This window comes from Cupriavidus sp. SW-Y-13, from assembly GCF_009793345.1.
Taxonomy (GTDB): domain Bacteria; phylum Pseudomonadota; class Gammaproteobacteria; order Burkholderiales; family Burkholderiaceae; genus Cupriavidus.
The window spans coordinates 1-19,108 of sequence record NZ_WHLX01000004.1 but is presented as its reverse complement, the minus strand read 5'-3'; the positions used below and the strand labels follow the sequence as shown (position 1 = coordinate 19,108).

The window sequence follows — 19,108 nt, the reverse complement described above, 5'->3', positions numbered from 1 at the left end:
ACCTCGCCGCCCTGCTGGAGTTTTATGATGCCCCTCAACAAGGTCTTTGATCAAACCGTCAAGCTGCCAACGATTCCGCAGGTGGTGTACGACCTTGTCGAAATGACGCGGTACGAGAAAACTGACCTGTCCGATATCATCGATCTCGTTCGGCGGGATCAAACCATTGCCGCAAAGGTCATCCGTGTCGCGAACTCCAGCTTTTACGGAGAAAGCGGCCGAATCGCCAGCGTGGAACGTGCAGTGAATCTGGTTGGCCTGCAAACACTCCGCACCACGGTGATCACGTCTGGGGTTATGAGTGCCTTCCCACAGGTGGCTGGGATAAGCATGGGCAACTACTGGCGGCACGGCCTCACCAGTGCGTACATGGGGGCAGAGATTGCTGGCACCCTTGGCGTGGACGCCGAAGAGGCCTTCACCGCCGGGCTCATGCAAGGGCTCGGCGTCCTACTTATCCAGCTGAGACTCCCAGCGGAAGCCAAACAGATTGGCACTCTGGTGCACCCTCTGGATCTGGCCAAACGCGTAAGCGTGGAGCGAGAAATCCTTGGATTTTCCCACAACGATGTCACTGCGGAACTCTTGCTCCGCTGGCGATTCCCGCAAAGCGTTAGGACTGCAATCGCGGACTTCCCCGAGCCTGACCGCGCAGCAATCCTCGGTAAGATATTGCGTGCGTCTTCCGAGTACTCGTGGTACACCCTGTCAGGAGTAAGGGAAGAACTGATCATGGCATCGCTTGACAGCAAACTGGCATCGGCGCTGGGCCTCTCGCAAGAGCGGCTGGAACGTCTTCGTGGCCCCGTGCGAGATGCAGTTGATGCGATCGTGATTTCGAGCTGAGAGACCGTTTCCCGTGCAAACAGGACTTCGCCTTTACCAGGCAATCATCGATCAATCCCAAGCTCTCGGCATCGACTTCGATGCCGCGGCTCACTCATGTGGCGTGGGTGCCGACCTCCTCATGAGTTGTTTCGATGAGCCCACGCATACCAAGCCCCATGATCTCTATGACGTTCTGACGCGAAGGAGAATAGACGCAATCAGTTCGTTTCTGGACTGTTCTGGCTTCAGAGTATTTCTCCTCGCCGACGTTTTCAAATGGGAAGACTACTCGCTGATCTCGGGATCAGGCCTGTTTGCAGGCCCAAGCACGGCTGATGTCACACGAGCGAATGAGGCGGCCCTCTACCTCCACTCGGTGGTCAGTGCTGATGTTTTCGGGTCGCCCGAGTTCATCGTTGGCGAGTTTATTGCGGCCACTTGGTCAAAGACGCTTGCCGAAGCGTGCACCAAAGTTGCCGTAAGCTATCGCAAGCTCCTGGCCTGGAAGAACGGTGTGGCAACTCCCGAACTGAGCGACATCGAGGAGATCAAGTTGATGGCCTCTGCGATGGAGGTGGGTACCCCAATGGTGATGGGTGGCCTCGGCCTGCTGAAGTACGAGGATTTTCTGCTGCACGGCACCCGCATAGATATTGAGCATGAGCTCAATGCCGCGCTAGAAGTCGAGATCTGGTAGCCAATCGGTCGCGCTTTCGACGCACACCCAAAGCAGTTGCGTCCCCCGCTTTCAGCTGCTGACATGACTCACACGAACTCGCACAGGAGTTCTCAAAGTTCCATGCAACTTTGTGACTGTGGTGTCAAAGGAACCTCCAAATTTGGGACATGCGGGCAGACTATCTGGGCCTGAGACCACCAGCCCTTCGAGCGCTGCCCCGCCTCGCTCAACGGCTGTTTCTCCGCCGGAAGGTTCACGAATGCCCCGGGAACGGCACTCTGCACATCGATGAGGGGTCACAACAGTCAGCACCAACTCTGAGAAGAGTTGGTGGGTACTGTGAGAACTTTCAACGCCTCGCCCAATGACCATATCGAAGTCATTGGAATAACACGTATTGATAATCTGTCTGTTTGTTTGCTATAGTCAAGTCACTGTATGAAGCGACTCGACGGAGAAACAAGCATGACCTTGGATACCGCGGCGTTATGTGCGGACCTGCAGCAGCTCAAGATCCCTGCGCCCGATGTCCGCATGCTCATGTCCGTCTACGACATCGAGGGAGACCGCATTACGCAAGCCGTTGCAGATGTAAAGCAAGGCAATGAGCAAGCACTCAAATTCCTTCAGGGCATCTTCTTCTCGATTACGCCGAAGCTGAAGCAACGTCTACAGCGACTGAATGTCCGCATCCCTTCCCTGCGCGTGTTGATCGAGATCGGCAAGCACGAAGGGCCCCAGTTTGCGGCTCGACTCAAGAGATGGGATGAGACCGGCAATGAGGGGGATGACGCCCGCTATGTCAGGCTGACCATGGCCGAGTTTCTCGAGCTGGAGCGCTCAGGTTTTCGTCGGCGCTGCCAGGAGTCTAGCCCTACTCGACCCTCCGGCACCGGCGCTGAGGCTATCCCGGCTGGGCGGCCGATGGAACCGAGCAGGAGCGAGAGCAATCCCCCGCCGATGAGCTCTCTCTCTCTGTCCGAGGAGCCGGGGGTGGAAGAACCGGCAAGGCAGTCTGGCCAAGGCAAAGAGATCATCAGCCAGCACGTATATGGCGGAAGTGCCGCGGCATGCTTCTCCACTGACGTATCCCGCGCCGGCCAAGCAACTGTTCGTATCGAGGTGGCTCAAACCAGTGGTAATTCTCGGCAATACAACTGGACGGACAAGGTATCGATTCAGCTGTCGCAGCGAGAATTGCCGCTTGTCCTGGCAACGCTCATGCAATGGGTGCCGAAGTTTGAGGGCAAGGGGCACGGTACCGCAAACGAGAAGTGGTTCACCCTGGAGAATCAGGGCCCTAAGGTCTTCTTGTCGGTCAACTGCAAGGGCAAGGCAGTACGAGGGGTGCCAATTATGGCCGGGGACACCTACGCGCTCAGCACTTTGCTCATGCGGCAGATGCTACGGAATGACCCATTCTTGACCCCTGAGTCACTCCTCATGCTTGTGAGAACGCAGGGGGAGATGTTTTGCCGAGTGGCCGATACCGACTCCAACGGCCGGCACGGCGTGGCAGCAGGCACTACAGGTGCCGCGCGAGGACTGCGATAGGACACCACGGGCTGCTTCGACGATATGCAATCTTCGTAACTTACCCCCAACTCGGATTCAGGATTGCCGACGGCTCTGCCGGTCGCCCATAGAGATAACCTTGCTGGAGATCACACCCGTAGGCGATCAGAACTCTTGCTTGGTCGGCCGTCTCGACGCCCTCGGCAACTAGCTGAAGGTCCAGGCTCTTTGCCAGAGCGATGATCGCCTTTGTCAGGTTCTGAGTCTGCGAATCTTCCGCCAGGCCACTGACGAACGCTCGATCGATCTTGATAGTGTTCAGAGGGAATCTGGTCAAGTAACTCAGTGACGAGTAGCCAGTGCCAAAATCGTCCAGCGACAGGCCGACACCCATCTCTCGCAGCGCAGCGATCGTTTCGAATGCGGTCTCATCGTCTGAGATCAGAATACGTTCCGTGAGCTCCAACTCCAACAGGTGAGCTGGAAGCCCGGATTCATCAAGTGCCGAGAAGACGCTGTCGACAAATCTCGGATCGTTGAACTGCTTTGCGCTGACGTTCACGCTGACGGCGATCGGCTCAGGCAAGTCCCTGGCCCATAAGGCGGCAGTCCTGCAAGCCTCGGACAAGACCCAATCACCGATTTGCGCGATCGTGCCGTTCTCTTCGGCCGCAGGAATGAATTTGTCGGGAGACACGGACCCGAGACGCGTGGACTCCCATCGCGCAAGAGCCTCTGCCTTAACAACTTTGCGGGCAATAGGATCAACGATCGGCTGGTACAAGACGCGCATCTCATTGCGCTCCAGTGCGAATCGAATTTCACCGTCAATCTGCAGCATCTCGTGAACGCGTACGTTCATCTCATTGTTGAAGAACCGGAAACCGCTCCTGCCGCCAGATTTCGCCTCGTACATTGCGGTATCAGCGTGCTGCAGCAGCAGATCTGGCTCGGCTCCATCCCCCGGAGCTACGGCTACACCAACCGACGCTGTCACAGAGACCCGCCGGCCTGCCAGCTCGAACGGCGTCCGGAACTCCTCGACGATGCGCTCAGCGAGCAAACGACATTCCAGCGGTGAGGTGACCTCTGCAAGCAAAACAACGAACTCATCGCCCCCGAAGCGGGCAATCGTATCGCCATCGCGCACAAGGGACGTAAGCCGCTCGGCCGCGGCAACGAGGAGCTGGTCGCCGGTGCGGTGGCCCAGCGTGTCGTTCACTCTCTTGAAATGGTCGAGGTCAACGAACATTACGGCCACGTTCCGACCATCGCGCTTCGCACGGTGCAGGGCATTCGAGAGTCGATCCATGTACAGCCGGCGATTCGGCAAACCGGTGATCTCGTCAAACGTCGCTTGCTTTACCAGTCGGCTCTCGTACTGGCGCCGTGCAGTGATGTCGCGCATCTGGCCAAGTATGTAGTCGACGCCACCAATCTCTACGGCACTCAGCGTGTACTCCATCGGCACCATTCGTCCATCATGGCTTTCCGTCTCCAACTCAAGGATGTAGGGTTTCCCACGCGACGAGAACACCTGATCATTGAGGCGTGCGATGGACTTTGAAGTAGCTTGGGGGTTGATTGTCGCCAGGTCGGCACCGACCAGCGCCCTTTCGTCAGACGCGCCGAAGAACGTCGCGAACTGCCGATTGGCCACGAGAAGCTTCCCTGCCTTGTCGCGTACATAGAGGCCATCGGTAAGACGCTGCACAACGCGGTCGAAGCGCTGCTCACTTTCGGTTATCGCTTCTGTCCGGTGCATGAGCTGTCTCAGCTGGCGATGCATTACAACCAGGAGTAGTGCAATCACGCTTAGTGAAGCGTAACCGATACCTATGATTCGCTTCGCATCAGCGTGCCATTCGCTATTGACGACTTGCTCGTCCATCGAGGTAACGACCAAAAGTGGGTAGTCCTTGACACGCTCGAATGCCATCAGCCGTCGGACGCCGTCAACAGCGCTCGCGCCAACTGCCACCCCCGACTGCTTGCCCGCCATCTGCGGACTGATCTCCGTCTCCGTGTACTGTTTCAAGTAACGGAGGACGCCGGGATCTGGTAGGCGCGCAACTAGGTTTCCCCTCTCGGCTCCCAGCACCGCGACGGTCACACCATCTTTGCGAAGAGCCTCCTTGCCAACAAGTGCGATCGAGGAAATATCAAGGGGTGTCAGTACAGCCCCGAGAAACGCGCCTGTTTGGTCGTTGATTCGCTTTACCGCATACACCTTAACCCGGTCGCCCGAGTCTGACAGTATCGGGCCAACGATCTCTGTGCCCGCAGTGCGCTGATACTCAAGCTTCTGCACGGCGAGTTGACCTGGCAGAAATGAGGCCGGAACCGGATCGTCGTACGTATGCAGCACAGGGACGCCGGCCTTCCCAACAACCACGATACCTTCGATTGCGGTGCCGACTGCGGCTGCACGAACTTGACTGAGCGCGTTGTCCGCGCCTCCAGGGCCCGCCGTCAGCAGTGATTGACTCGCCAAGCCCGCCGCCGATAGCACTTCACCTATCGAGTCCAGATAGCTCTTTAGCTGTGCTGCAGAAGCAGACGAAAGGACAGTTAGATCCCTGGACGCATCATTCAGCGCCTGCGTTCGACTGTCGTTGATCTCGTACGCTACGAGGCCAGTCACTAGTGTGCCGATGACGGCGCCAACATAGACGAGCGGCAAGAAGACCCGCGTGGTGGCCTTTTTGCTTCGACCGTGTCGTTCTGTCATGGAAACACTGGGCATGTCGATTCGAGGTGAAAGTTTGCGAACGTTATTACAAGTACGTGTTATGAATTCTAACGCGCATTCGTCGTTTGTGACTCTCGAATCGCAGGTTCGGGTAGGACTGGTGCCGTGTAGCTGGTCCCATAAAGGGGACCGCAGGCGTACGACACTCCCATTTTTGCTAGCATCGAAGCGACTTCAGCGTCCTTGACGCCCGTGGCCACGAGCTTGATGCCGAGATTAGCCGCAACGGCCGTGGCGGCGGTAACGAAGGCGAAGGCATCGTCCCGCCCAGCCATAAACGGCGCTTGCGATCGGTCGAGGATTGCGCCTTGTACTCCGGAAGTAATGAGGCGCGGCAATGACGCTAAGCCGTTGCCATAGTCAGATAGGAACACCTGGACGCCGAACGTCGCGAGATCACTGATCGCTACCGTGGCCTGTGTCCAGTGTTCTGATTCAACGGGTTCCAGAATGCTGACGCCGAGCGCCCATTTCGTCGGAAGAGCGTCGACCGCTTCTCGCAATGTGTTGAGAAATCCGGGCCTCGTGAAGCTATCGCGGTGGACAGGCACGATCAGCAAGCGTGGGGCGGGAATAGCTTGGCAGGCGCGAAGATCTGCGAGCAACGATCTCAGCACGCACTCGTCGGCCAGGGCAGAGATGCCCGTCTCTTCAAGTATGGCGCTCAGACGAGCGAGTGGGATGTACCGCCCATTGCTGCTGACCAGTGGCGTTACGATAGCGCCGACGATGACGTTACTCTTCAGACAGACCATCGGGGCGTAGTTCAGCTTCAAGTTGTCGGCACCGAACGACGTTCTCAGGGCATCGGCTTGCTCGCGCAAACTTTCGAGTTGCCGTGAACAAGCTTCATTCGCATAGACAAAATGCTCGGCGTTTGCTGTTGCCGCGGCCTTCTTAGCCGAAGCGACCAAGGCGTCACTGGTTTCCGCATCGACGGGGAACAGCGCGATGCCTGTCCGTGCGCGAAGCCGCAGCGTCTCTCCGCCTGGCGTAAGCGGCGCTTCATAGCATGCAGCTATCCGACGTGCAATTATCGCAACGTCAATCGGCTCGGACACATTTCTTGCCAGCACAAAGAAGCGACCGCTGCCCTCCGAAGCGACTGAGTCGGAATCGCGAATGCTCGTGGTCAATCGATCTGCCGCCAGTGCGCAAATCGAGTCATCAAGCGGTGCCCCTTGAGGAGCGGAGAGCTGCACCGCCAAAACGGCGTGGAATTGGTCGCGATCGCTCTCGGACAGGAATAGTCGATCGAGTCTGTCGCGAAACGCGTGCATGTTTGAGACGTTCGTGACCGGATCGATGGTGGCCGCCTCAACAACTCGAGCCTCGTAGGCCTTTCTCTCGCTGGCGTCATGAATCGTAATGACGAGACCATCGGTTCCGTGGAGGCCGTTGCCACAGATGCGGACTTCGGCATGGAACGAAGAGCCCGCAAGGGTCGGCAAGCAGCCCGCCCACTCGTGGGATGCCTCTTGGCGTGGATTTCCGCCCGCGCCTAAAGGCGAGCCCTTCCATATCTCAGGAGGGAGCAAGGTCTGAATCTGCTGGCCAATCAGTTGATGGGTTGAGGTGGCAGCTAGAGCAATAAAGGCATTCGAGTTCGCAAAGCGAATCGTGCCCTTTGTGTCGGTAGCAATGACGGCCTCACGTAGCCGCGACAAGACGTCGACGAACATTGCTTCGCCGCGTTCCGCGGACTCGGCGACACGTTCTGTTTGCTTAACCTGGCGGAGGATTGTGGCAATGAGAAGCCAGATCAGGCCTATGCCGGCCGTTGAAAGTACCGCGAGGTACGATGCGCGGCGCTGCCAGGCCGTGTTCACAGTCTGCGTCGGCAATGCGATCTGTAAGGCAAGCGGTGCGCCCTCGATCCGTGTTATGACGCTCTCAGCGGCTGCGCCGGCGGGAAGCTCGCGAATCGGAGCGTGGCTCGCGGCTTTACCCCATGCGTCGAACGCTCCTTGGCGAATCTCCTGCGAATCAAAGCGAGCGGACTCTGGAAAGCGATAGAGGATGCGACCCTCTTCAGTGGCAAGTGCGACCTGGTAACCGGTATCGCGTGTGATCGCGGCCACTGTCTGCGCGAAGGGGGCGAAGTCAATCCAGGATGTTGCGAGCCAACGGTATTGGCCGTTGCCGCCAAGTAGGCCTTCAGAGATTGAGATTTGGTACGGCAGGCCCGGAACTGGTCCATCAACGATATAGCTGACTGCTTGAGTCAGGAGGTCTTTGCTCGGCGCTAGAGGAGCTTGTGGCTCAGGAGAGCCTGAAGTATCGAGCTCAAGTGCACCAGTCAAGGTGTATAGGAAGAGTCGGGCAACGCAGGTGTTCTCGGTTGTTGCCCTTGCGATTGCAAACCGTTCTTGAATGCTGAGAGCGTTGCTGTCGCCATTCAAAGTGCGAGCTACCTGTCGAACAACGGTCTTCTGGCTCCTCAGGATCTCAGCCGCCTGTCGAGTCAGTGCGGATGAGAAGACCGCCAGGCTCTCTCGTGCTTCAGCGTATTCCCGTCGCCTGAAGTCAATCACTTCGTGGATGGAGATGCTCGTAAGCAAGAGGCTCGACAGAACGCCTGCAGCAATGGCAAGGCGGCGAGCCGATCGGCCGCCCGTACCTTGTGATGGTCTCTTCTCCTCCACTGTCCGCTCTCGGACCTCTGGCCCGCCCTCATATAGTGAACGCGCGATTATAGGGACGTGTCGCCTCGCCCGATCCGTGGAAAAGGGGCAAAAAAAAGCCCCACGAAATCTCTCGTGGGGGCATGTTGCGGTTAGATGAAGTCAAATCCCGGATGTCCTGCTGCTTCCTGTGACGGGGCCGGTTGCCTGGGGGGAGCCTTTTGCTCCTGGGCGGCTGCCGGCGTTTGGGCGCGCTCACTGTTCGCAGCGGCTTTCTTCTCCACTACTGAGATGCTGATGTAAGGGTTGTCGCCCTCCTTCGTTTTCTTGCGCCAGCCGGCGATTCGCATCTCTCGGCCGAAGCCAAAGCTGCCGGCATAGTCAGGGGAGCTCTCCGGCCTGTCCTGCTTCTCTTCCTTGAAGAGGGTTGCAGGAATGCCGCCGATGGACAGCGAGTAGAAATCTTTGCCGCTGTTATTTTTCCGCCAAACAGCGACATCGAGCCGGAGCGAGTTCTTCTTCTGTTCGTCGAGGGGAAACTCCATCCACCCGAGGAACAGCGGGTCCTTGTCGGACGTCTTTGCGTGGTTCGGGAAGATTGAGCCTTCGCCGGCTTTGAGGATCAATGCGATTGACATGAGGTTCTCCTTGGAAGCTCTGAGGTTGGATGTCCGAGGCAAACTTGCGGGTTGCCCTGGTACTCCGATATGGCTGACAACAGCGTGTATCGGCCGCCTAGCGCAGGAGTCCTTGGGAGTTGCATGTCTTGCGTGTGATCGCTCGTCTTTGGATGGCCCCCGTCACTGATTACAGTTCCGGGGCTCGCATACCGTGGTAGCGCCACTTTTCACAGTGAAAACGGCGGCGCGTTCAGAGATGAGGACCCAATGCGCAGTGAGCATTGCGCATTGGGTATTGAGCACTGCCCAGGGCGCATTACGTATTGCGCAGTGCTTCGGCCAGTAAGACCCGCAGGAACGCTGCCGAACAAGGCGGGTGGTGCAATGCGCATTGCACGATCGAGAAACGTGTTCCGCCCTTCCATTCAACCGACAGGCAAGCAAAGATCTGATCCGGAACTCGCCCTCCCCGCGTACTGATGCTCCGGGCTGTCTACGCCTCGCGGCAGCGGTGAAAGGTGTAACGATTTGGCCCGCAGACCCGCAAAAGTTTGCGGAGGTGCCCCATGGAGCACTACCTAGGGTGATGCGTTTTGGACCGCAAAGCCCGCTCCCGCGGGCAAGGTGTAACGGTTTGGTGGACCGTGGCGCAATTTGCGGAGCTTTAGTGAGTGCTTCCTATCGCTACATCTCGCTAATTATTGTCAGAACCCTGCCGTTTGAAGCCCGCTGGGAGAAATTGCGGACCAAACCATTGCACCTTTGCGCAGTGCAGGTGCTGTAAGAGATGCTGGAATCAGTGGCCAATCTTTGCGGACCAAGTCATTGCACCTTTCGAGGCGAGTGCTTATTTGTCCTCACATTTTGCGGACCAACGGATGCCACCTTGCGCGTGTTTGAGCCTGCGCAGAGCTGCTAACGCCGCTGATTCGCCATGGTTGCGGACCAATCGACTGCACCATAGCCGGTACTCGTGCGGTTGCGGACCAATCAGATACACCATATTGCCTGGGGGTAGCGGGCCCATGACGCGCTAGGGTTTCTGCGGACTAAAGAACTGCGCTATCGGTTCTAGCCCCCTGCGGGCCAATTCATTGCACCATGGTAGAGAGTCCGTTTGCGGACCAATAAACTACACCATGTCGTTGAGAGGTCCTCTGCGGACCAATTGACTGCACCATGCGCCCAATCTCTTGCGGGCCAATACGTTGCACCATAGCGGCAAGTGAACGCCGATTTTGCGGGCCAACCAATTGCACCTTTTCCCCTGGGGCTTTGCGGGCCAATACATTGCACCCATACCGATATGGAAGATTGCGGACCAACTGATTGCACCATGGGGTCTAGGGAGGGAGGTTTGCGTCGAGTTGATTGCATCTCTGTGTGGCGGAGCTCGTTGTGGTCCAACAGATTGCACCGTACTGCGATAGCGGTCGCGGTGACGAAGCGGCAAGTGCCGATGGCTGTGGATAAGTACCGGTGGTTTTGACGTTCCGCATTTTTCTGCGGAGAGCTAGCAGCTTTGTTTACGTAAACCAACCAACGTATACGGGCCTCGTTTTGCCCAAATAATTCAATGGCTTACGAGCAGCAAAGTGTTAACTGTTGGTGCCAAGGTGATATCTGTTGGGGGATTGGTGTACCGCATTGGGCCGCAAAGGTGTAAGAAATTGGCTTCCTACGGTGCTATCCATTGGTGCCAAGGTGCAATGAATTGGTGGAAGGTGTTAACCGTTGGCTTGATGTGCGTATATCCCGGAAAGCCGCGCCCAGTCTAGGTTTCCGGGGAGTGGCGCTCAGTCATGGTGGCATCAGTTGGTTCGACGGTGTCATTGATTGGTGCCTCTTGGCAACGGTGTTGCGCAAAGGTGCAATCGTATACTTGACTCATTACACCATTACGGAGATATTACGGCAGTCTCTTAGTGCATTGGGCGCACTCTGCCATGTCTAATCTCCCAAAAAACATCCAGGAGCAGCTGGGTTTCGATATCTTCAACGCTGTCCGCGAGGAGCTCGGGCCTAGTACCGCAATCACTGAATCCACGCGCGACATTGGGTACCGCAAAACCAATGTTCTGATTGACGTCACCCCTATGTCCCTCGTGGCAAGGCGGGCCATCAATGCGTTGTGGCTCACGGTGTCGGAGAACCCGGATCTTGAGCATTACGATATCGAGCTCGGCTACTTCAAATGGCTCGCTAAGTTCGAAACATCGAACAACGTCGCGCACCTCAAGAAGGCCCTGCGCGAGTGCCAGAGCTCATCGGTTCAAGTCTCTGTTGAGCGCAAGGGCGGCGGCGACCCGCAATGGGTGTCAGTGCCGCTTCTTGGTTCTGTAGGGATCGCAGGCGGGCGCGTTGTGTTCAAGGTCGACGAGATGATCCGTCGACAACTCAAAGATCCGAAGCGCTATACCTATCTATCCTTGCGCATGTCCGCGGCACTCAGCCAGTACGCGTACATCCTGTATGAGCGTTTGGGCGCCCTTCGATTCATGGGTACTACGAACTGGCTTCCGATCGAAGAGGTCAGGAAGTGGGTCAATGCTGACGCGGTCAAATCACTCACCGAGTACAAGCAGTTCAAGCGGTTGGTTCTGGATAAGAACATTGCCCAAATCAATGAACTGACCGATCTCTACGTTGAGTACGAAACGAAGACCGCGCAGGGTTCGCGACGCGTTGCGGCGATTCGATTCAAGCTTAGGGACAACGCAGAGGGCAAGCTCGTTCTGGACTTTGCGCAACCACATGAGCTGAAGGATCTGTATGAGACTCTCGTTAAGGGCTTTGGCCTGAGCACCAGGCAGATCAATGAGATCATCAGCAATCGCGAAGTGAACACGGATGAGCGAATCCGTGCGGCGATTGAGCTCGTGAGGTACCGAGTCAAAGTTGGAGGGGTGAAATCGCCTGGTGCCTACCTAATGACCGCGATCAAAGAGGGTTGGGCACTTAGCGAAATGGAGCGCGAGGCGGCGTTTGGTAGCCCAGCCGAAGCAGTCCCGAGTAAGCCAATGGTACCGGTCGCTGAGATCGAGTTTGCGCGCAATCTTGAGCGCGATATCGAAGAAGGTCTGGCTATCTTCGCCTCGATGACGGACGACGAACGACTTGCTGTCCTTGATGGACTGTACAAGGAGACTACGTTCCAGATGGCTGCGCGGCGGCAGAAGGTAAAGGCTAGGCCGGATGAGGCGGCAATCATGGCTCGTAAGGCACTGAAGGTCGAACTGGCCCAATACGTGAAGCGACAGGCAGAGGAACAGAAGGCTGCCTGACCTGCCCTCCTCAATACATGCGAAAGACCGCCGCCAGAGTGCGCGCGGTTGAGCTCGTCGAGCTTGCTAGTGCTTCCCTACGCGAGGCACGAAACCTCCCGCCTCTTTGTAAGCGCTCAATTGACGACGTCTGGTATTGAAGGCTGAACGTTGGCAGGCTAGCGTCCGCAAAGACTTTGCGGACGCAAACATGATCCAAGACGAGATTGACCTATTTCCGCTGCAGGCGGTGCGAGTCCGCTCCAATGGGAAGCGCGACTACGAGCCAGCGGCCAAGCGGCGTCTGATTGAGTTCTGTCTTCAATCGGGAGCATCGGTCTCGGGCACGGCGCTCAAGGCCGGTATCAACGCTAACCAGTTGCGCAAATGGATTCGGGACTACCGAGATTCAGTGCAGGCGCGAGGTGCGTTGCCGGCATTCGTGCCGGTTGTCCAGGAGGTTCAGGATTCGCGGCCAATCGAGACACTTGCAAAGGTTGCGGTGCCGCGTCACGAAGCGGCATCAGCGACTGGCGATCCGCCACCGCGGCAAGCGCAACCGCTGGCGCTCTTGAGCGCAAAGCTGCCCAACGGTGTATCACTTGAGCTCGAATGCAGCGAGCGAGACGTTGGGCTCGTAAAGGCAATGATCGAAGCACTGAGTGGAGACCGTTGATGTTTCGGCTCGACGCTGAGCTGCGGGTGTATCTGCATCGCGACGCAGTGGACTTCCGTAAGAACATCAACGGCCTGGCACTGCTGGTCGAGCAGACGCTCGGGCTGGATCCGTTTGCATCGGCTGTATTTGTGTTCCGTAACCAGCGGGCCGATCGCATCAAGATTCTCGGGTGGGATCGCAACGGCTTCTGGCTATTGTTGAAGCGATTGGAGGCGGACCGGTTTGCCTGGCCACGCGAGGCGGCTGTGGCTACGCTGACGGTCGAACAGTTGCACTGGCTGCTCGAGGGAATCGACATCGAGGCGATGCGCCGGCACCCGCACCGAGAATACCATCGCGCTGCGTGAACGCTGTTTGGCGGCAGCGGTCTAACCCGCCATGCCATCCACGCCCGTCACCGTTACCGCCGCCGAGCTGCAACTGTTGCGAGACGCCGAGCGCGAGCTCAAGGCAATACTCGCGGAACGCGAGGCAATCAAGGGCGAACTGCGTGTGATGACGGTCCAGCGAGACCTGCTCTTGGAACAGCTCAAGGCGTTTCAGCGTAAGCTGTTCGCCGCAAAGAGCGAGGCGCGAGGCTCGGAGCAGAAGGACTTGTTCCTCAATGAGGCCGAGGCCTTGGCGACGGCGGCCGCGCAGCCGGCGCAGGAAGAAGAAGGTACGCCCGAGACCGAAGTGGCCGGACACAAACGCAAGAAGCGCGGCCGCAAGCCGCTCGACCCGGCGCTGCCCCGTGTCGAGGTTCGTCACGAACTACCCGAATCGGAACGCGTCTGCCCCCTCGATGGCCAGGCTCTGGTCGAGATTGGCGTCGAGGTCAGCGAACAGCTCGACATCGTGCCGCAGCAGGTCCGCGTGATCCAGCACCAGCGGGTCAAGTACGCCTGCCCATGCTGCGACGGCGGCATCAAGACGACGCCGGCACCGGCGCGCATTATTCCCAAGGGACTCCTTACCGAATCGGCGCTGGCCTGGTGCATCACCTCGAAGTATCAGGATGGCCTGCCGCTGTACCGCCAGGCAGCGCTGCTGCATCGCTTCGGCGGGGACCTCTCTCGCGGCACCCTGGCCGCAAGCATAGTGCGAGTAGGCCAGGCGGTGCAGCCAATCATCAACCTGCTGCGTGACCATCTGCTGGAAGCAGACGTCGTGTACGGTGACGAGACAACGGTACAGGTGCTCAAGGAGCCCGGCAGGCCTGCCCAGAGAAAGAGCTTCCTATGGGCGCAGATGAATGGCACAGGGCCGCCGGTACGGTTGTTTGCCTATAGCCCGACACGCGAGACAAAGCAGGCTACGGCTCTCTATGCCGGCATCAAGCCTGGGGCGGTGTTGATGACCGACGGCTATGCACCATACGACGACGTCGCAAACACCTATCAGTTGGTGCATCTCGGATGCTGGGCACACGCGCGCCGCTACCTGGTCGAGGCGGAGCAAGCCTTGCCCAAGGACAAGCGCCCCGACCACCCGGTCACCGGATTCCTGCAGCGCATCGGCAAGCTGTTTGCCATCGAAAGCCACACGCTCAAGATGAAGCCGGAACAACGGCAGCAGGTTCGCGCCGAACAAAGCCAGCCGCTGCTGGCCGAGATCGAAACGATGCTGCTGCAACATCTGCATACCGTGCTGCCGCAAAGCCTGTTCGGCAAGGCGCTGCACTACCTGCATGGGCAGTGGCCAAAGCTCGTGCGCTACATCGAGAACGGAACCTGGCCGATCTCGAACAATCCCTGCGAGAACGCGATTAGGCCATTCGTGATCGGACGGAGAAACTTCCTCTTCTGCGACACCGTGGCCGGTGCCAACGCTAGCGCAAGTCTTTACTCGCTGGTGGAAACCTGCAAGGCCAACGACGTCGATCCGTATCAGTATCTCGTTGCCTTGTTCAAGGCGTTGCCACACGCACAGACCGCCGACGACTACGAGGCTCTGCTGCCCTGGAGGCTCAAGCCCTCAACCGTCTAGCGGATACCGCCGGCGGCCGCAAGGGGCGCCCTTAAAAGACCGCTTACGCCTCTTTCTCGAAATTCCCGGTGTTCATTCTTGGCGTCCTGCTGAGTGCAACCTCGGCAAGCCGATATCCGATCTCGCGATGATCACGTTTGACCGAATGGCTAGTGCTCGGAGAAGTGCCCAGTGTGCTCTCCTGCCATTTTCGAACTGCAACTAGCTCCTCGTTTCTCACAATAGAGATACATAACACGTAGCAATATGTGTATGGTATTCCCTAATGCCCGGCCGGCGATCGCGTTCGTTTTCACCGTGAAAATTGTGATGCCGCTGGTTTCGCGGTGAAAACGCGATGACGCACAGAGTACGCAATGTGTAGTGCGCTCTGCGCAATGCGCAGAGACTGGGCGTTCTCCTAGCGCGCCTTGGCTGGGAATGCAACGCGCCGAGCGGTTTCGTCGAAGACCAGCCTTGCGTAGGCTCGTGCGTCCTCACCCATACCGCAGGCGCCGATTGAGCGACCATTGACTTTTCACGGTGAAAAAGCTCCGCTCGCACCAAGGACGGTGATGCTTTTGAGACGCTGAGGGGGCCATCAACGTTGGGATTTCACCGTGAAAACCACGCCGCTGGACGATTGCGCAGCGAGGGCTACCTGGCGCTTTTCACCGTGAAAGATCGAGGAGCGCATCCACATAAAGGCCTGCCGGCATTTCCGCTTCCGGGACAAGGCGTTGGCAGCGTCCAGCTGAGGAGCCGCCGTGGCAGTTTTCACCGTGAAAATCTAGCCGCTGGGCGCGTATGCACCTGGGGTGGCCTGTCAGCGAATCTTCACCGCGACGCTCCCATGAGCGAGTTATTTGAAGTGGGCCCAATCCGCGTGGGCAACGTCCGCCCTAGTTGGCGCCGGCGCAGATTTCACCGTGAAAACGCTGGGTAGAATTCGGGCGCGAAATGCTGGCGGTGATCAACCAGTTTTCACGGTGAAATCTCTCGCGAATCCCCCCGGGGGCGTTGTCGTAAGTTCGCCGCTGCGCAGTCCCCGCGCCCGCAGGACAGGCCAAGCCCGTTCCGGGCTGGGATACCGTGAATGCTCTCGCGCTCTAGGCGGCCCGGGGAGTTGGTCGAGAGCAAAAAAAAGCCCGCGTCATTCGCGCGGGCTTTTCACGGTGAAATCGAGGCGGCTATGCTGCCTCGTCAAGGTCATCCGCTGCAGCCTCGGAGAGGAATTTCTCGATCGTACGGAGTAGCAGCTCCGGATTGACGTCTTTCGGACACTTCAGGATGAGGTTCCGCCCGTCGATCTTGGCGTCAGCGACTGGTTTCCCGGACATCTGCAGGCGGCGTGGGATCACGACAGCCGCGGGGTTCGTGAGCTTCCGGGCCTCGGCCTTCAGCCAGTTCAAGGCATTCTCCTGGGACATGCCCTTTTCTACCTTAACAACGGCCGCTATCACCAGCTCGGTGCAGCCCTGCTCATGGAACGCGACGAAATCAGCCACAACCTTAGTGCCAATCAGCCCCGGCCTCTGCATGAGCATGTCAATCACTACCTGCGGCAACTTGAAGTAAGCCAAGCACCGACTGACGGTGGCCATGCTTCGACCGACACACCGGGAGATATCCATTTGGTTGAGGCAATGCCCCAACTTCAGCAATCGCTGATAGCCCAGGGCTCGTTCGAAATCAGACAGGTCTTCCCGGGCATCGTTGTCCGTCATTGCGAGGATCGCGGCTTCCTTCTCGCCAAGATCACGGACAAAGCCTGGAATATATGCCTCATGCTTCAGTTGGAACGCCCTGAAGCGACGCTCGCCGGCAATGAGCTCAAAACGACCGTCTTCCTTGCGTCGGACGGTAATCGGATTGTTCAGCCCAACGAGATCAATGGTGCTTGTCAGCGAAGCAAGGGCGTCTTGATCAAAGACGAGCCGAGGCTGATGTGGGCTGACATCAATCTGGTCCATCGGCAACATCTGCTGGGACCCAATGGGGATGTGAAGGGCCTTCGGGGGGGGCGAAACCCCCGATGCACCCCCAGAGACGGGAGCTGTCCGAGGCGAAGGACTCGGAGTGGGTGCAGCAGCTGGTGCCGGCGTGCTCTGCAGCGGGGGAGGGGGGGCAAGCGGATCTTCGTCCAAGATTCCCTGCTCGCGCAGAATCTCCGACATCGGCCGATTCAGATTGGCCGATGGCATCTCCGCGGGTACGACAACCCCCTGGATATGCTGAGGCGGGGCCTCAGCGGCTGGCGGCCGTGCTGCATCGTGGCCGAGGCGTCGGGATTGTTTCATTTAGCGACCTCCGTAACTGCGCGGATGCGCGCGACCAACTCCTCGAAGACTTCCCGCATTGCCCCGAGCGAATTTTCAGTGCCGGTGCGCCAGAGCGACAGCGGAACGCCGTCCTCGAGGCTCTTGGAGTAGTCCTCCGAATGGTACAAGCGGCTCTCAGTCACCTTACCGGGAAACAGGCTGATGAGGCTGGCCATGTTCCGTTCAACGCGCGGCCGGTTGCGAACGTACATCGTGGGGATCGCGACAATCTCCGGCGCACGCTTGAAATCCTTGGCGAACTCACCCAGCCGGAACGCGAGACGGGAGAGTGCCCGGAATGAGAACTTGTCCATGCGAATCGGGCAGATCAGGAAGTCCGCAGCCACCATCGAGTTTCGGGAAAGCAGCGAACCCGCTGGTGCGTTGTCCATGATGATCACGTCGTAGCTGGACAAGTTGCAGTGGGGCAGGGCGCCAGTGCGAGCCTGCTCGAAGAACAGCGAGTAGCGGAAGTCCGAGCCATTGGCGCTGCGCAGAGCAGAGTCCATATCGTCTAAGGAGTCTTCCGCAGGGATCAGGTGCGGGCCGTGCTCACCAAAGGGCTTCTTGACGACCTCTTCAAGAGACATCGGTTGGTAGAAGTTGCCAACGCGCATCAGGTTGCCAATGTGCCCATTGATGGACCTATCGCCAGGGATACCCATGTCAATGAGTTCTTCCGCCGTGAGGTCAGGGTCATAGCCCATCATGGTCGACACGTCAGCTTGCTGATCATTGTCGATCACCAGCACCTTCAAACCCATCAGGGAAAACTGAATGGCCAGGTTGCAAGTGGTGGTGGTTTTCGCGGTACCGCCCTTCGGGACGAAGACCGAAATGGTGATGGGCCGCGTGAAGCCCTTGATGTGCTTGCTCTCTCGCCGGATTCGCGCGATCTGAAAGATATCGTTCAGCGAGTAGTTGCGGACTTCGACCGACCCCCGGGGCACCCGAGAAATCTTCAGGTCGTTGTCGCGTTCGATGATCTTGAGTGTTTGTGGGCTAACCCCTAGTGCTTCGGCAGCAAACTGAGGCGGGTATGCCAGGCTCGCAAAGTCCGTATAGGGATAGGGATCGATTTCTACCTCAGTTGCGGTCATAGGCAACCCTCCTAGTATGAAACGTCACAAAATGCAGTTTGAGCCGATTCTAGGGGCTAGATGGTAGCGGGGCAAGGAAAAACGTCACTTTCTATATGGTTTGAGTGGAAAAAACGACGCAATACCATATAGAACCGACCTCGCCGGGGAGGACGAAGTGTAAAGTGCGGCACTTGACGAGCGGTGCTGACTTTGATCTAGGCAGGTGGATCTGACGAGGTGACCAACGAGCAGATGAAGCTCCGACAGGGCGCTGTCGAGCAAGTGTCTGCCACGTACCTTCTGGTATGGTTGTAGTGCCGTGCTGGCCAACGAACTACACCACAGAGGGATCAGAAATGTTGCAAGAGGGAAAGTACGACAGGACAGTCCAACTGCAGTGCCCCACATGTGGAGGCACTGACTTCGCCAACGTCGAGAACGCGCCAGTTCCGGAGCTGATGAAGTGCACGCGTTGCGGACGTGAGATTTCCCGCGAGAACCTGGTGAGCGAGAACGGTGCTCACATACAAGCCCATGTTGATGAAGTGAAGGCAGAGGTAGTAGCTGACCTCAAGAAAGAGATCGCGAACATCTTCAAGGGCTCGGGGTTCAAGCTGAAATGACTGAGAGCGATTTCATCGCAGCCGCGGCGCTGATCGTTTCCGTTGTCGGTACCGGCGCGTCGGTGCTGTTCAATCATCGGCAGAAGGGCGTCAATCAGAGCCAGAAGAAGCTGAACGATCGTCTGCTGGCCAGAGAGGAGGCGGAAGCTGCGGCAGAGAAAAAGGCTGACGTCAG

The 19,108-nt window shown here is 58.0% G+C and carries 13 protein-coding genes; 8 read left to right on the top strand and 5 right to left on the bottom strand.

Translation table 11 applies throughout. From position 1 onward, the window contains the following. Positions 1-24 precede the first annotated feature (24 nt). From GA566_RS29855 to GA566_RS29845, 3 genes are all read left to right on the top strand, one after another. Positions 25-846 (top strand): HDOD domain-containing protein, encoded by an 822-nt coding sequence (locus tag GA566_RS29855; RefSeq protein ID WP_017514575.1) that lies wholly within the window; start codon positions 25-27, stop codon positions 844-846. Positions 847-859: 13 nt separating this feature from the next. After that, a complete protein-coding gene (locus GA566_RS29850) occupies positions 860-1,525 on the top strand; it encodes a hypothetical protein (protein ID WP_017514574.1) in 666 nt (221 codons plus the stop codon). Positions 1,526-1,972: 447 nt separating this feature from the next. Beyond that, positions 1,973-3,061: a hypothetical protein gene (locus tag GA566_RS29845; RefSeq protein WP_051705540.1), complete on the top strand. Its 1,089-nt coding sequence runs from the start codon at positions 1,973-1,975 to the stop codon at positions 3,059-3,061. Positions 3,062-3,101: 40 nt separating this feature from the next. Here the strand turns inward: GA566_RS29845 and GA566_RS29840 are convergent, their stop codons facing one another. From GA566_RS29840 to GA566_RS29830, 3 genes are all read right to left on the bottom strand, one after another. Continuing rightward, complete coding sequence (locus tag GA566_RS29840) at positions 3,102-5,753, bottom strand: EAL domain-containing protein (RefSeq protein WP_029309131.1); 2,652 nt, start codon at positions 5,751-5,753, stop codon at positions 3,102-3,104. Between the two features lie 68 nt (positions 5,754-5,821). After that, entirely contained in the window at positions 5,822-8,335 is a 2,514-nt protein-coding gene (locus GA566_RS29835) for an EAL domain-containing protein (RefSeq protein ID WP_017512564.1), read from the bottom strand. A 215-nt stretch (positions 8,336-8,550) separates the two neighbouring features. Continuing rightward, on the bottom strand, positions 8,551-9,036 hold the full coding sequence (locus GA566_RS29830; protein ID WP_011229288.1) for a hypothetical protein: 486 nt from the start codon (positions 9,034-9,036) through the stop codon (positions 8,551-8,553). A 1,928-nt stretch (positions 9,037-10,964) separates the two neighbouring features. Here GA566_RS29830 and GA566_RS29825 point away from each other — a divergent pair. From GA566_RS29825 to GA566_RS29810, 4 genes are all read left to right on the top strand, one after another. Further along, entirely contained in the window at positions 10,965-12,302 is a 1,338-nt protein-coding gene (locus tag GA566_RS29825) for a replication initiation protein (RefSeq protein WP_011514775.1), read from the top strand. Positions 12,303-12,492: 190 nt separating this feature from the next. Next, entirely contained in the window at positions 12,493-12,957 is a 465-nt protein-coding gene (locus tag GA566_RS29820) for a transposase (RefSeq protein WP_008652244.1), read from the top strand. Further along, positions 12,957-13,307, top strand: coding sequence for an IS66 family insertion sequence element accessory protein TnpB (tnpB, locus tag GA566_RS29815; protein ID WP_008652247.1), 351 nt, complete (start codon positions 12,957-12,959; stop codon positions 13,305-13,307). Before GA566_RS29820 ends, tnpB begins: the two co-directional genes overlap by 1 nt. A gap of 31 nt (positions 13,308-13,338) precedes the next feature. Further along, a complete protein-coding gene (locus GA566_RS29810; RefSeq protein ID WP_008652249.1) occupies positions 13,339-14,928 on the top strand; it encodes an IS66 family transposase in 1,590 nt (529 codons plus the stop codon). Positions 14,929-16,097: 1,169 nt separating this feature from the next. On the opposite strand, the gene GA566_RS29805 is transcribed toward GA566_RS29810, so the two are convergent. Both GA566_RS29805 and GA566_RS29800 read right to left on the bottom strand, forming a co-directional pair. Further along, positions 16,098-16,889, bottom strand: a complete 792-nt coding sequence (locus GA566_RS29805; protein ID WP_227874158.1) for a ParB/RepB/Spo0J family partition protein — start codon at positions 16,887-16,889, stop codon at positions 16,098-16,100. A gap of 314 nt (positions 16,890-17,203) precedes the next feature. Continuing rightward, positions 17,204-18,328 (bottom strand): AAA family ATPase, encoded by a 1,125-nt coding sequence (locus tag GA566_RS29800; RefSeq protein ID WP_017511418.1) that lies wholly within the window; start codon positions 18,326-18,328, stop codon positions 17,204-17,206. Positions 18,329-18,666: 338 nt separating this feature from the next. Here GA566_RS29800 and GA566_RS29795 point away from each other — a divergent pair, with 338 nt between their 5' ends. Then, positions 18,667-18,933: a hypothetical protein gene (locus GA566_RS29795; RefSeq protein WP_017511419.1), complete on the top strand. Its 267-nt coding sequence runs from the start codon at positions 18,667-18,669 to the stop codon at positions 18,931-18,933. Positions 18,934-19,108 lie beyond the last annotated feature (175 nt).